The sequence below is a fragment of the Mesorhizobium sp. B263B2A genome, from assembly GCF_020165775.1.
Taxonomy (GTDB): Bacteria; Pseudomonadota; Alphaproteobacteria; order Rhizobiales; family Rhizobiaceae; genus Mesorhizobium; species Mesorhizobium opportunistum.
The window spans coordinates 42,727-55,010 of the sequence record NZ_JAIUIU010000031.1 but is presented as its reverse complement, the minus strand read 5'-3'; the positions used below and the strand labels follow the sequence as shown (position 1 = coordinate 55,010).

Genomic DNA, 12,284 nt, shown 5'->3' with positions numbered 1-12,284 from the left:
GTCGAGCTTCGCTCGACACCTCTCCCCCGATCGACGGGGGAGAGGAAGGGCCCCCTTCCGCAACTGCTGCGGAGGACGGGCAGGCAAGGGGCAGCACAAGCTTTCGCGGTTGGCTCGTATCAGGTACCGGCCTTCCGCTTGCCTCGACCAACCACACGCGGCATAGATCGGGGCATGACCGAAATCTATCGCCCGCGCCGCTCGGTGCTCTATGTCCCGGCCTCCAACGACAAGGCGTTGGCCAAGATCGCGCAGCTTTCCTGCGATGCCGTTATCATCGACCTGGAGGATGCCTCGGCCCCGGCCGACAAGATCGCCGCGCGCGGGAAGTTGGCGAAGATCTTCGCCGATGCAGATCGCCGTTGCGAGATGGTGGTGCGCATCAATGCACTGTCCAGCGAATGGGGCGCCGACGATCTGCTGGCCGCCGCAAGCTGCGAACCCGACGGCATCCTGTTGCCCAAGGTCGATACGCCGCGCGACCTGCTCGAGGCCGGCGATGTGCTCGACGACAATTTTGTCCCCGATAGCGTGAAACTGTGGGCGATGATCGAGACGCCCAAGGCGCTGCTCAACATCGGCGCGATCGCCGAACTTGGCCGCGATCCGGCCTCGCGCCTTGATTGTTTCGTTGCCGGAACGAATGATCTGGTCAAGGACACCGGCGTGCTGGCGACACCCGATCGCCGCTACCTCGTGCCCTGGCTGATGCAGATGGTGCTGGCCGCCCGTGCCGGCGGCCTCGACATGCTCGACGGCGTCGCCAATGACTTTCGCGACCTCGACGCTTTCGCCCGCGAATGCAGGGAATCCGCCGCCATGGGGTTCGACGGCAAGACCCTCATCCATCCGGCCCAGATCGAAGCCGCCAACCGCGCCTTCGTGCCAACAGCGCAAGCGGTGGCCGAGGCGCGCGCGGTGAAGGACGCATTCTCGCTCGCCGAAAATGCCGGCAAGGCCGTGATCGCGCTGAACGGCAGGATGGTCGAGCGGCTGCACCTGACGCAGGCTGAAAAACTGCTGGCGAAGGCCGCCGCCATCGGCGCATGATATCGGCCCTATGCTCGCGGGCTATGAATATTCACGACAGGACTTGAAAAATGAAGCTCTACCGCTTTCTGTCCGCTCCGGACGACGCCAGCTTCTGCCACAAGGTGACGGCAGCGTTGAACAAGGGCTGGCATCTGTTCGGCTCGCCGACCTACGCCTATGACAAGAAAGCCAAGACGATGCGCTGCGGCCAGGCCGTGGTGAAGGACGTCGAGGGCCAGGAATATGGGCCGGATACCAAGCTCAGCGACTGGTAGGCTCGATCAAAGACAGCATCAGGCAGCCTCGGCGATTTCAAGACGCACGGTAAGCCCGGCCAGCGCGGCAAGGTTGATCAAGGTGTCCAGACTGAAATTGGCGATCCTGCCCCGCAGGAGGTCGTTGAGGCGCGGCTGGGTAATCCCGAGCCGGTTGGCCGCTTCAGCCTGGGTAACGTCCCAACTGCGCACCCGCTGTTCAATCGCGATCAGCAAATTGGAGCGCATAGTCATGTTGGCGGCCTCGGCTGGAGTATTTTCCAGCGCGTCCCACACGTTCTCGAAACTCTGACGTTCCATCGTCATACCTCCACTAGATTTGCTTGAACCGCGATACGGCAAGATCCAGATCTCGTTTCGCCGTTTGTTGCGTCTTCTTCTGGAAGGCGTGCAGCACATAGATAGCGTCACCTATGCTCGCGACATAAAGCACCCGGAACGCGCCGGCACCGTCACGGACGCGGATCTCCCGCACGCCGGGACCTACTGTCGTCATCGGCTTCCAGTCGCTTGGCTCAAACCCGAGCTGAACCTTATGCAACTGGACACCCGTTTCCTTGCGCGCCGCTTCTGGAAAATCCCGGAGCTGCGCAAGGGAATCTCCAAGAAATCTAGTCGCTTCACCGGCATGCGAATCTTATATCAAAACTTGTATAATTTAACAAGGCGATGGCGCACGTGATCGGCTCTCGGCCTGCTCCGACGCAGGCTGTATTGAGATTCAGGTCAGGCCGAGTCGAAAATGGTGGTGCCCGAGAACCGGAGCGGAGCGTACTTTTGGGTACGTGAGCACCGGAAGCGCAGGGGATCACCATTTGCAGGCCGGCCTCACCTGAATATCGGCACAGCCTACTCGGCAGCCTCTTCGATCCGCTCCATATCATCGTCCGACAGGCCGAAATGGTGGCCGATCTCGTGGATCAGCACATGGGTGATGATGTCGCCCAGCGTTTCCTCGTTTTCGGCCCAGTAGTCGAGCATGGCGCGGCGATAGAGCGTGATGCGGTTCGGGCCTTCGCCGGTCTGCGGGTTCCAGCGTTCGGCGATGCCGCGTCCCTCGAACAGGCCGAGCAGGTCGAACGGTGTTTCCAACGACAAATCGTCCATTATCTCGTCGGTCGGGAATTCGGCGATCTGGATGACGATCTCGCCGGTCAGCTTGCGAAACTCCTCCGGCAGATGGGCGTAGGCCTCCAGCGCCAGGAACTCCAACTCCTCCATCGAGGGTGCAAGTTCGCCGTGCCAGGTGCGGGTTTTGTAGATACGAGCCATGCTTTGTCCTTTGATCCCGGCATATAGGCTTTCGCACCGGAATCGGCAAACGATGCGGCCGGTGCGCCCCGCGCTTGCGGATAGCCAGGAATAAATTCCTTGTGACTCTGCTTGACTCTTCGGACCGCCTCTGGAATCTATTAGAACATAACAGGAACAATTGTGAGTGGAAGCTGACCGTCATGGCGATGACCGCCGTGGCGCGGGAGACTGTTTTTGCCCTGCGCCGCCAGATTGCGAAGATCGAGGGAACCCTGCCCGAGCGCCTGCAGGCGCCGGCCGCCGCGCCCCTTGGTGCTGGCGCCAGCCCCGATCCCGTCTCCAACCTTGATCTCACGCCCGCCGATCTCACCTCCAGCCTTGATCTCACGCCCAGTCTTGATCTTACGCCCAGTCTTGATCTCACCATCGTCCGCCGCGGCCTTGCCGCGGCGGCACCGGATGCCTTCCTGCCGATCGGCGTCGGCCGCCTCGATGCGGCCCTGAGCGGCGGCCTGCCGAAAGCCGCGCTCAGCGAAATCCATGGCCTGGAAACCCGCGATGCCGGGGCCGTCGCCGGTTTCGCCCTGTCGCTCATCAGCCTGATCCTCAAGCAGGCGCGGGGATTGCCAATCTTATGGATCGGCACCACGGAAATCTTCCGCGAGGCCGGCTTTCCCTATGCCAAGGGGTTGCATGCCTCGTTCGGCATCGAGCCGGAGCAATTGCTGTTTTCCGAGGCGCCCAGGCTTGTCGATGCGCTGTGGGTCGCCGAGGAGGCCGCCAGGATGACGGCGCTCGCTGCTGTCATCCTGGAAATCCGCGGCAATCCGCAGCGGCTGGACCTGACCGCGACGCGCCGGCTGCATGCGCGGGCGATGAGTGCCGGCCGGCCGGTGTTCCTGCTGCGGCAGGCGGCCGGGCCCGAGCCGACGGCGGCGCCCGTCCGCCTTATCGTCGCGTCGGCGCCGGCGGTGCCGCGCGCCACGGTCGCCGGGCCGCTCGCCGGTTCGATCGGCCGTCCGGCCTTCACCATCACCATCGGCAAGAGCCGCACGGCCCTGCCTGGACAATTCACACTGGAGTGGAACCCCGATGAACGCGGATTCGATGAAAGAGCGGGCGACGAAAGAAGGCGCGAAAGAGACCGGGCAAAGGATCCTGTCCCTGTGGTTCCCCTATCTGGCGGTGGAAAGGATCCTGCGCCAGCGTCTGGGGCGGTCCTGGCGTTCCCGGCCTTCGGATCACCTGACGCCATCTCACCCACCGCTGGTGATCAGCCACCGCCAAGGGAACGCACAGCGTATCTCGGCCCTCGACGAGCGGGCTGAGGCGCTGCACCTGAAACGCGACATGGGCATTGCCGACGCGCGCGCCATGTACCCGTCGATCGACATCGTCGAGGCCGATCCCGAGGCTGACCGGCGCCTGCTCGAAGGCCTTGCCGACTGGTGCGACCGCTACACCCCGCTGGTGGCGATCGACGGCACCGAGGGGCTGTTTCTCGACGTCACCGGCTGCACCCATCTGTTCGGCGGCGAACGCGCCATGCTGGACGACATCCTGTCGCGCTTCCTTCATCAGGGTTTTGCCGTCCGTGCCGGGCTTGCCGCGACACCGGGCGCGGCCTGGGCGGCGGCGCGCTTTTGCGGCGACCGCATCGTCGTGTCAGGCGAGGAGGAGGCCCTGCTCGCGCCCTTGCCGCTGGCGGCACTGCGCATAGCGCCGGAAACCCGTACCAGCCTGGAAAGCGTCGGCCTGCGCACGGCGGGCGCCGTCATGGCGGCACCGCGCGCGCCGCTTGCCCGCCGCTTCGGCGGCTCTCTGCTTCTGCGCCTCGACCAGGCGCTTGGCCGCCTCGACGAAGCGATCTCGCCGCGCCTTCCCGTCGCACCGCTTTCGGTCGAACGCCATCTCGCCGAGCCCGTCAGCGTGACCGAGGACATCGAGCGGCTGGTGGGCATGCTGGCGACGACCTTGAAGGCCGATCTCGAGCGCCGCGGCGAGGGCGCCCGGACGCTGGCGCTGCTGCTCTTTCGCGTCGACGGCGCCGTCAGCCGCATTGCGCTCGGCACCTCGCGGCCGATGCGCGATCCCCGGCTGATCCAGAAACTCTTCCATGAAAGGCTGGCCGCGCTCGAGCAGGACATCGATGCCGGCTATGGTTTCGATCTGGTGCGGCTTTCCGTGCTGGCGGCCGCCGCCTTCGACATGCAACAGGCCGATCTGACCGGCGAGGTGAGCGACGACGGCGCCGATATCGCGCTGTTCGCCGACCGCATCCGCGCCCGGCTCGGCGAGGGCGCCGTCCTGCAGCCTGTCGTCGTCGAAAGCCATCTGCCGGAACGCGCTGTCGCGACCATCCCCTTCACCGAGGCCCCGCGCCGGACCACGCCGCCAAGGAAGCCGGACAGGTTGCAGGCGCCGATGACCATCTTCCCGCCGGAACGGCCGATCCGGCTGTTCCGCGCGCCCGAGCCGATCGAGGTGCCGGCCACCGAAATGCCCGAGGGACCGCCGCTGAATTTCCGCTGGCGGCGCGCGCTCTACCGGGTGACGCGTGCCGAGGGGCCCGAGCGCATCGCCGCCGAATGGTGGCGCGAGGCGTCGGACGATGCCGCGGCATCGACACGCGACTATTTCCGCATCGAGGATGCCGACGGCCGCCGCTACTGGCTCTACCGGCAAGGGCTTTACGGCGGCGCCTCGCAGATCCCGCCGCGCTGGTTCCTGCACGGGGTCTTCGCATGAACGCGCTGACGGTCATTCCCTATGCCGAGTTCGGCATCCAGTCGAATTTCTCTTTCCTGCGCGGCGCTTCCAAGCCGGAGGAGCTGGTGGTCGCGGCCAAGCTGCTGGGCTTCTCCGCGATCGGGCTTGCCGACCGAAACACGGTGGCCGGCGTGGTGCGCGCCTGGCAACAGGCCAAGGTCGAAAAGCTTTCCTACCATCCCGGCTGCCGGCTGGTCTTTTGCGACGGCACGCCGGACATCCTTGCCTATCCCAGGAACCGCAAGGGCTGGGGGCATCTGTGCCGCATGCTGACGCAAGCCAACCTGCGTGACGAAACCGAAAAGGGCGCAACGTTGCTTCAGCGCAGCGATCTCTTGGAATGGGGAGACCTGATGTCGCTGGCGGTGCTGCCCGATCCGGTGGCGGACGTGCAAGACAGTCTCGCTTTGCTTCGCCAGCTCAAGGATCGTTTCGGCAGAGCTCTGCGGCTGGGCGTCTCGCCCGATTATGCCGGCAATGACCGTTTCCGCATCGAGCAGGCAGCCGCGCTTGCAGAGAGTGCCGGCATCCCGCTGATGGCGACCAACGACGTTCTCTACCACACCGCCGAGCGGCGTCCGCTGCAGGACGTGCTGACCGCGATCCGCCTCAACACGCCCATCGCCGAGGTTGGGCTGCAGCTCACCGCCAATGCCGAGCGCCATCTGAAGCCGCCGATGGAGATGGCCCGCTTGTTCCGCCGGCATCCGCAGGCGCTGGCCGAGACCTTGCGGTTCGCGGAAGAGCTGACCTTCTCGCTGAGCGATCTCCAGTACAACTACCCCGACGAGCCGACGGAATCGGGTCTCGGCCCACAGGCGGAGCTTGAGAGACTGGCGCGGGAGGGAGCCGCCAGGCGCTACCCGGCGGGAGTGCCTGCCTCCGTGATCAAGCGTATCGGGGAAGAACTCGCTCTCATCGAGCGCCTCAACTACGCCCGCTATTTCCTCACCGTCCATGACATCGTCAAATACGCCCGCAGCCAGGACATACTGTGCCAGGGCCGTGGTTCGGCCGCCAATTCGATCGTCTGCTTCTGCATCGGCATCACCGAAGTCGGGCCGGACAAGATCGATACGCTCTTCGAGCGCTTCATTTCCGAGGAGAGGAACGAGCCGCCCGACATCGACGTCGATTTCGAGCATGAAAAGCGCGAGACCGTCATCCAGTACATCTACGAGAAATACAGCTCCAAGCGCACCGCGCTGGCCGCAGCCGTCATCAGCTATCGCGGCCGCTCGGCGCTGCGCGAAGTGTCGAAGGCGATGGGCCTGTCCGAGGATGTCAGGGCGTCTCTGTCCGGCTCGATCTGGGGCTGGTCGACCTCCGAGCTTGGCGAGAAGGAAGCCCGCGCCGGCGGCCTTGACCAGACCGACCCCATATCGAGGCACGTGATGGAACGCGCCAACGAGATCATGGGCTTTCCCCGTCACCTCTCCCAGCATGTCGGCGGTTTCGTCATCACCCGGGACCAGCTCGATGAGATCGTGCCGATCGTCAAGACGGCGATGGACGAGCGCAAGATGGTCGAATGGGACAAGGACGATCTCGATGCGGTGAAGATCCTCAAGGTGGACATCCTGGCGCTCGGCATGCTGACCTGCCTGCAGCGCGCCTTCACCTTGCTTACGGAGCACTATCCGAAGGCGCGGGATCCGTATGGGCAGCCCTATGTGCTGGCCACGCTGCCGCCGGAGGACAGGCAGGTCTACAAAATGATCTGCCGCGCCGACACGATCGGCGTCTTCCAGATCGAATCGCGCGCGCAGATGTCGATGCTGCCCAGGCTCAGGCCACAGAATTTCTACGACCTCGTCATCGAGGTGGCGATCGTGCGGCCCGGCCCGATCCAGGGCGATATGGTCCACCCCTATCTGCGCCGCCGCCAAGGCAAGGAGGAGGCCGAGTATCCCAAGCCGGAGCTGAAAGAGATCCTCGGCAAGACGCTGGGTGTTCCCTTGTTCCAGGAACAGGCGATGAAGATTGCCATCGTCGCCGGCGGCTTCAGGCCGGGCGAGGCCGACGAATTGCGCCGCGCCATGGCCACCTTCAAGCGCACCGGCACCATCGGCAATTACCGCCAGCGCATGATCGACGGCATGATGGGCAAGGGCTACACGAAAGACTTCGCCGAGCGCTGCTTCAAACAGATCGAGGGCTTTGGCGAATATGGCTTTCCTGAAAGCCACGCCGCCTCCTTCGCCTTGCTCGTCTATGCCTCTTGCTGGTTCAAGACCTTCTATCCCGACGTGTTCTGCGCCGCGATCCTGAATTCGCAGCCGATGGGGTTCTACCAGCCGGCCCAGCTTGTCCGCGACGCACGCGACCATGGCGTCGATATCCGCGAGGTCGACGTCAATTTCTCCGTCTGGGACTGCACCCTTGAGGAAACGCCGTTCGACCCGGCCCGCATCCTGCCGCGCCATGCCGAAATGCGCGGTGTCATCGAGACGGCCCACGCCGTGCGGCTTGGCTTCCGGCAGATCAAGGGACTGTCCAAGGAACGCATGGAGCAGTTCGTCGCGCGACGCAGCTCCGGCTACTTGTCCGTCCGCGACGTCTGGCTGCGCTCCGGCCTCGATGTCCACGAGATCGAGCGGCTGGCGCAGGCCGATGCCTTCCGCTCGCTCGGCCTCGACCGTCGTGAAGCCTTGTGGGCGGTGCGCGCGCTGGACGGCAAGAGTGCCGCCGAGAAGCTGCCGCTGTTCGACCAGCCGGCCCTGCGCCTGCGCGAACTGGAGCCGGAGACCAAGCTGCCGAAAATGCCGCTCGGCGAGCATGTCATCCACGACTACCGCTCGCTCGGCCTGTCGCTCAAGGCGCATCCGGTGGCCTTCCTGCGCGAACGGCTCGACCGCGCCGGCATCACGCCCAATGCCAACCTTTCTTCGGTGCGCGACGGCAGGCGGGTCTCCGTCGCCGGCCTCGTGCTGGTGCGCCAGCGCCCCGGCAAGGGCAACGCGATCTTCCTGACGCTGGAGGACGACAAGGCCGTCGCCAACGTCATCTTCTGGGAGAGAACCTTTACCCGCTTCCGCCCCATCGTCATGGGCGCGCGGTTCGTGAAGGTCAGCGGCAAATTGCAGTCGGAATCCGGTGTCGTCCACATCGTCGCCGAGAAGATCGAGGACCTGACACCCTGGCTGACCGTGCTGCTGGAGAAGGTCAGCGAGGCGGGAGGGCCGGACGCTGCTTCTCAGCGGCACGTCTCCAGGGATGGTGCGGATCGCGATGGCCGCCCCGCGCTGCGCAACGCGCCGATCAAACAGGATCTCGCGGCGTTATCCGGAGAAGCGGAACAGGTCATGCCCAAGGGGCGCAATTTTCAGTAGCGGCTCCACAGTGCCGGCCATCCGAAAAGCGCCGCGCCCCCCCGCGCACCTCTCCCCCACTTGGGCAGGGCACAAGGGTTGGCGAGTTTGCGCCTTTCCTCTCCCCCGTCGATCGGGGGAGAGGTGGGGGGGGGGGGGCGCGGGCGGGGGGGGGGGGGGGGGGGGGCGGTGTCGAGCGAAGCTCGACGGAGTGGGGGTCGACCTTTCGTTGAAGCAATGTTTCCGACTGATCGCTGCTTGCCTTGCTCGCCAGGGTGTTCCTGCCTTGCGGCGACCGCGCGTTTGGCGAATGCCTTCCCCCACTCCGTCGCTGCTGCGCAGCGCCACCTCTCCCCCCTCCGGAGGGAGAGGAAGGGTGCCAAGGTTGGCGAACAGGGGGAGATCGGCAGCTCCTGCAACGCTGGAGATTGGCGAAAGCCGCTGAGCGCATAATCTCCCTCCTTGCGGGGGAGATGGCCGGTAGGCCAGAGGGGGGTGCTGTCCCGCCAGCCTCTGGCAATCTTCTCGTCGCATATGTTCGAACCTACGATGTCCCACCCAATTTCGGCGGCGACAGCACATCCTCCGCCGAAATCGTCCGCGCCTCCGATGGCAGCATGATCGGGATGCCGTCGCGAACCGGATAGGCGAGCTTGGCGACCCGAGAGATCAGCTCGCCCCGCTCCGGATCCCAGGCGAGCGGCCCCTTGGTCAGCGGGCAGGCCAGGAGTTCCAGCAGCTTGGGGTCGACAGTGCTCTTCCTTCCGTCACGCCCATCCGCCATCGTGCCCTCCTCCAGCTTCGCGCCGAAGATGTGTTGATATCCGGGTCAGGCCGAGTCGAAAATGGAGGCTTGCGAGAACCGGAGCGGAGCGTACTTTCGTACGTGAGCACCGGAAGCGCAGCAAGCCGCCATTTGCGGCCGGCATCACCCGGATATCGACCCATCTTACTGCAAGCTCGAGCCAAAATCTTCATTCTCGCGCGCCAGCGCCATCTCCGTGATGGCGATCAGCGTTTCGGCGCGCGTCTTCAGGTCCGCCGCTTCGAGCAGCGCCTGCTTTTCGGCCGGCCCGTAGGGCGCCATCATCGAAAGCGCGTTGACCAGCATGGCGTTCTCGGCGCGGCTGACGCTTTCCCAGTCGGCCTCCAGGTCGTTGGCCTGCAGATAGGCGCGAAATGCTCTCAGGAGCGCGGGCCGGTCGATCTCGTCCGCCGCCTGGTCCTCATCAAGGTCGGCGAGGAAAGGCGCCGGCTTGGCCTGGCGAAACGGCGTCTTGACCGTCAGTTCGTGGGTGATGCGGAACCGGCACACGCCCTGCAGCGAAATCAGGTAGCGACCGTCGCCGGTTTCGGAAAAGGCGATGATGCGCCCGGCGCAGCCGACATTGCAGAGCTCCGGCTCGCCATCGTCGCGCAGCGCGCCGTCGAGGCGAGGCTGGATGACGCCGATGAGCCGCGACCCGGCAACCGCCTCGTCCACCATCTGCAGGTAGCGCGGCTCGAAGATGTTGAGCGGCATGCGGCCGCCTGGCAGCAGAAGCGCCCCCTCGAGCGGAAAGATCGGGATCGCTGACGGCAAATCCTTGGCGAGCCGGTAATGCGCGTTTCCCGCTTGCACCTCATTCCTCCGATCGCTTCCACAAGGAAGCGCGTCAACTCTGCCTGGTTTTTCCTATCTGGCGCTTTGGCCTGATCTCGCAAGCCTGTGCGACAAAACAACCGATAACCGGCTCAGGAAAACAGCAGCGACGACAATTTGCGCCGCGCCGCCAGCGTCGCCTCGTCGGTCATGCCCCAGGCCTCGAAGAACTGCAGCAATTGCGTCTTGGCGCCGTCTTCGTTCCACGCGCGGTCGGCCTTGATGATGGCGAGCAGATTGTCGGCCGCCGCCGTGCGCTCGCCCCTTGCGTTCTGGATCATGGCCAGATCGAAACGCGCCTGATGGTCGTTGGGATTGTCGGCCAGCCGGCGCTCGAACTCGGCCGGATTGCCAAGCGAAGCGGCTTGCGCCGCCAGCGCGATCTTGGCGCGCACGGCGGCAAGCGCCGGCGCATCCCTCTTGGCCTCCGGTGCCGTCGCCAGCAACGCTTCGGCGCCGTCCGTGTCGCCGGCCTCGAACAGCAACTCGCCAAGCCCGGCGATCGCCTCGATCGTATCCGGCGCCTGCGCCAGCACGGCGTCATAGATGTCGGCGGCGGTCTGCATGTCGCCGGCGTCACGCGCCTCGGTCGCCGCCGCCAGCGCCTCGGCCACGGCCGGCGCGCCATTGCCCTTGCCGCCGACCTTGGTGATGAATTCGGCGATCTGGCTCTCCGGGATGGCGCCCATGAAACCGTCGACCGGCTGGCCATCCTTGAAGGCGATGACCGCCGGAATGGACTGGATGCCGAGCTGGCCAGCGATCGAGGGATGATCGTCGATGTTCATCTTGACCAGCTTGACCTTGCCGCCGGCGGCCCTGACCGCTTTTTCCAGCTGCGGGGTGAGCTGCTTGCAAGGCCCGCACCACGGCGCCCAGAAATCGACCAGCACCGGCTGGCGGCGCGATTCCTGGATGACGTCGGCGGCGAAGGCGGCGGTCGTGGTGTCCTTGATGACATCTCCAGCAGCAGCGGGACCGGCGGCAACAGGTCCGGCGGGCGCTTCGCCAAGCGTGACTTTCGCGCGCGCGGGCTCGGTTCCGCCATACTGGACCGAGGTCGAATACTGGCCGCCATTGCTGCCGAATGACCCGCCAAACGGATTGTTGTCGCTCATCTCGTCACCCTTTCGGTTGCGCCGCCGGCCCGCGGGTCGGCGCAAAGTCTTCATTGGAAGTCGGTTTCGCCATCCATGTGGCGATCACGCCGAGACTTTCAAGATAGCAGCATCATGCCCGGTTGCCTCGACGAATCTGATCAGGTCGGCCGCCGCGATCGATGTCGTCGCTTCATTGGTCAGCGGATGCGCGTTGATGACGGCATGCTCCATCAAATCCTTGTCGAGCACCAGCTTGACCCGGTTTTGCCTGTCGTTGATGACGCCAAAGACGGTAACCGCGCCCGGCGCGACGCCGAGAAGCTCCATCAGCATCTCCGGTTTGCCGAACGAAACCCGGCCGGCGGCGCCGATCAGCTGGTGGATCTGCTTGAGATCGACGACGGCGTCCTCGCCGACGGTGACCAGGAAGAAATTGTCCTTCTTGTCCTTCAGGAACAGGTTTTTGGTGTGCCCGCCGGCGATTTCGCCGCGCAGCGCCTGCGAATCGGCGACCGTGTAGAGCGGCGGGTGGCGTATCGTTGAAACAGCGATCCCGAGTTCGGCCAGGAATGCAAAAAGTTCGGCTTCGGTTTTCGGCATCGATCTTCTTCTTCGTCCGTTTGCTTGCCTTGCCGTTTACGGCCAATGAGGCGGCCGGCACAAGACCATCGCGCAAGGCGACGGTGAAATCCGCCCGGCACGGGCGGTTTGCCGGCATCACCCCGGAGCTTGTAAAAAGGCTCGCGATTCCCTGTTGCAATCGCAGCGCTCTTCAGCCATATAGGCCCGGCTTGCGGCCAAGACGCCGTGTGAGCGGGTGTAGCTCAGGGGTAGAGCACAACCTTGCCAAGGTTGGGGTCGAGCGTTCGAATCGCTTCACCCGCTCCAATTTCCTCGAAGG

11 protein-coding genes, 1 tRNA gene and 1 pseudogene are annotated in these 12,284 nt (G+C 64.9%); 6 read left to right on the top strand and 7 right to left on the bottom strand.

Going from position 1 to position 12,284, the window contains the following annotated elements; translation table 11 throughout:
* Window positions 1-174: 174 nt before the first annotated feature.
* The gene (locus tag LB568_RS29785) at window positions 175-1,050 is read left to right on the top strand and encodes an HpcH/HpaI aldolase/citrate lyase family protein (protein WP_224732017.1); all 876 of its coding nucleotides are present in this window, start codon (window positions 175-177) and stop codon (window positions 1,048-1,050) included.
* Window positions 1,051-1,100: 50 nt separating this feature from the next.
* Window positions 1,101-1,307 (top strand): DUF1737 domain-containing protein, encoded by a 207-nt coding sequence (locus LB568_RS29780; protein WP_013892173.1) that lies wholly within the window; start codon window positions 1,101-1,103, stop codon window positions 1,305-1,307.
* A gap of 18 nt (window positions 1,308-1,325) precedes the next feature.
* Here LB568_RS29780 and LB568_RS29775 read toward each other — a convergent pair whose 3' ends face one another.
* The 3 genes and pseudogenes from LB568_RS29775 to LB568_RS29765 form a co-directional block, all read right to left on the bottom strand.
* Window positions 1,326-1,607, bottom strand: a complete 282-nt coding sequence (locus LB568_RS29775; RefSeq protein ID WP_013892172.1) for a helix-turn-helix domain-containing protein — start codon at window positions 1,605-1,607, stop codon at window positions 1,326-1,328.
* A 13-nt stretch (window positions 1,608-1,620) separates the two neighbouring features.
* Window positions 1,621-1,917: pseudogene (locus tag LB568_RS29770) on the bottom strand (type II toxin-antitoxin system RelE/ParE family toxin); the annotation flags it as partial.
* 239 nt (window positions 1,918-2,156) lie between these two features.
* Window positions 2,157-2,579 (bottom strand): metallopeptidase family protein, encoded by a 423-nt coding sequence (locus tag LB568_RS29765; RefSeq protein WP_013892171.1) that lies wholly within the window; start codon window positions 2,577-2,579, stop codon window positions 2,157-2,159.
* Window positions 2,580-2,761: 182 nt separating this feature from the next.
* Here LB568_RS29765 and LB568_RS29760 point away from each other — a divergent pair, with 182 nt between their 5' ends.
* Genes LB568_RS29760 through LB568_RS29750 form a run of 3 tightly spaced genes read left to right on the top strand, consistent with a single transcriptional unit; the run spans window position 2,762 to window position 8,662 of the window.
* Window positions 2,762-3,889, top strand: a complete 1,128-nt coding sequence (locus LB568_RS29760) for an ImuA family protein (protein WP_224732016.1) — start codon at window positions 2,762-2,764, stop codon at window positions 3,887-3,889.
* Complete coding sequence (locus tag LB568_RS29755; RefSeq protein ID WP_224732015.1) at window positions 3,831-5,309, top strand: DUF6504 family protein; 1,479 nt, start codon at window positions 3,831-3,833, stop codon at window positions 5,307-5,309. Before LB568_RS29760 ends, LB568_RS29755 begins: the two co-directional genes overlap by 59 nt.
* Entirely contained in the window at window positions 5,306-8,662 is a 3,357-nt protein-coding gene (locus LB568_RS29750) for an error-prone DNA polymerase (protein ID WP_224732014.1), read from the top strand. Before LB568_RS29755 ends, LB568_RS29750 begins: the two co-directional genes overlap by 4 nt.
* 523 nt (window positions 8,663-9,185) lie before the next feature.
* On the opposite strand, the gene LB568_RS29745 is transcribed toward LB568_RS29750, so the two are convergent.
* From LB568_RS29745 to LB568_RS29730, 4 genes are all read right to left on the bottom strand, one after another.
* The gene (locus LB568_RS29745; RefSeq protein ID WP_013892168.1) at window positions 9,186-9,425 is read right to left on the bottom strand and encodes a Trm112 family protein; all 240 of its coding nucleotides are present in this window, start codon (window positions 9,423-9,425) and stop codon (window positions 9,186-9,188) included.
* 165 nt (window positions 9,426-9,590) lie between these two features.
* Window positions 9,591-10,262 carry an LON peptidase substrate-binding domain-containing protein gene (locus LB568_RS29740; protein ID WP_013892167.1) on the bottom strand — a complete coding sequence of 224 codons (672 nt, stop codon included), beginning with the start codon at window positions 10,260-10,262 and terminating at the stop codon, window positions 9,591-9,593.
* 113 nt (window positions 10,263-10,375) lie between these two features.
* Entirely contained in the window at window positions 10,376-11,401 is a 1,026-nt protein-coding gene (trxA, locus tag LB568_RS29735; RefSeq protein ID WP_224732013.1) for a thioredoxin, read from the bottom strand.
* A gap of 84 nt (window positions 11,402-11,485) precedes the next feature.
* Window positions 11,486-11,983: a prolyl-tRNA synthetase associated domain-containing protein gene (locus LB568_RS29730; RefSeq protein ID WP_013892165.1), complete on the bottom strand. Its 498-nt coding sequence runs from the start codon at window positions 11,981-11,983 to the stop codon at window positions 11,486-11,488.
* 213 nt (window positions 11,984-12,196) lie between these two features.
* Between LB568_RS29730 and LB568_RS29725 the strand changes: the two genes are divergently transcribed.
* Window positions 12,197-12,271 (top strand) — tRNA-Gly (locus tag LB568_RS29725).
* Window positions 12,272-12,284: the final 13 nt, after the last annotated feature.

Coding starts and splice junctions, on each gene's coding strand:
- LB568_RS29785 (WP_224732017.1), top strand. CDS start 175: ATGACCGAAATCTATCGCCCGCGCCGCTCGGTGCTCTATGTCCCGGCC.
- LB568_RS29780 (WP_013892173.1), top strand. CDS start 1,101: ATGAAGCTCTACCGCTTTCTGTCCGCTCCGGACGACGCCAGCTTCTGC.
- LB568_RS29775 (WP_013892172.1), bottom strand. CDS start 1,607: ATGGAACGTCAGAGTTTCGAGAACGTGTGGGACGCGCTGGAAAATACT.
- LB568_RS29765 (WP_013892171.1), bottom strand. CDS start 2,579: ATGGCTCGTATCTACAAAACCCGCACCTGGCACGGCGAACTTGCACCC.
- LB568_RS29760 (WP_224732016.1), top strand. CDS start 2,762: ATGGCGATGACCGCCGTGGCGCGGGAGACTGTTTTTGCCCTGCGCCGC.
- LB568_RS29750 (WP_224732014.1), top strand. CDS start 5,306: ATGAACGCGCTGACGGTCATTCCCTATGCCGAGTTCGGCATCCAGTCG.
- LB568_RS29745 (WP_013892168.1), bottom strand. CDS start 9,425: ATGGCGGATGGGCGTGACGGAAGGAAGAGCACTGTCGACCCCAAGCTG.
- trxA (WP_224732013.1), bottom strand. CDS start 11,401: ATGAGCGACAACAATCCGTTTGGCGGGTCATTCGGCAGCAATGGCGGC.
- LB568_RS29730 (WP_013892165.1), bottom strand. CDS start 11,983: ATGCCGAAAACCGAAGCCGAACTTTTTGCATTCCTGGCCGAACTCGGG.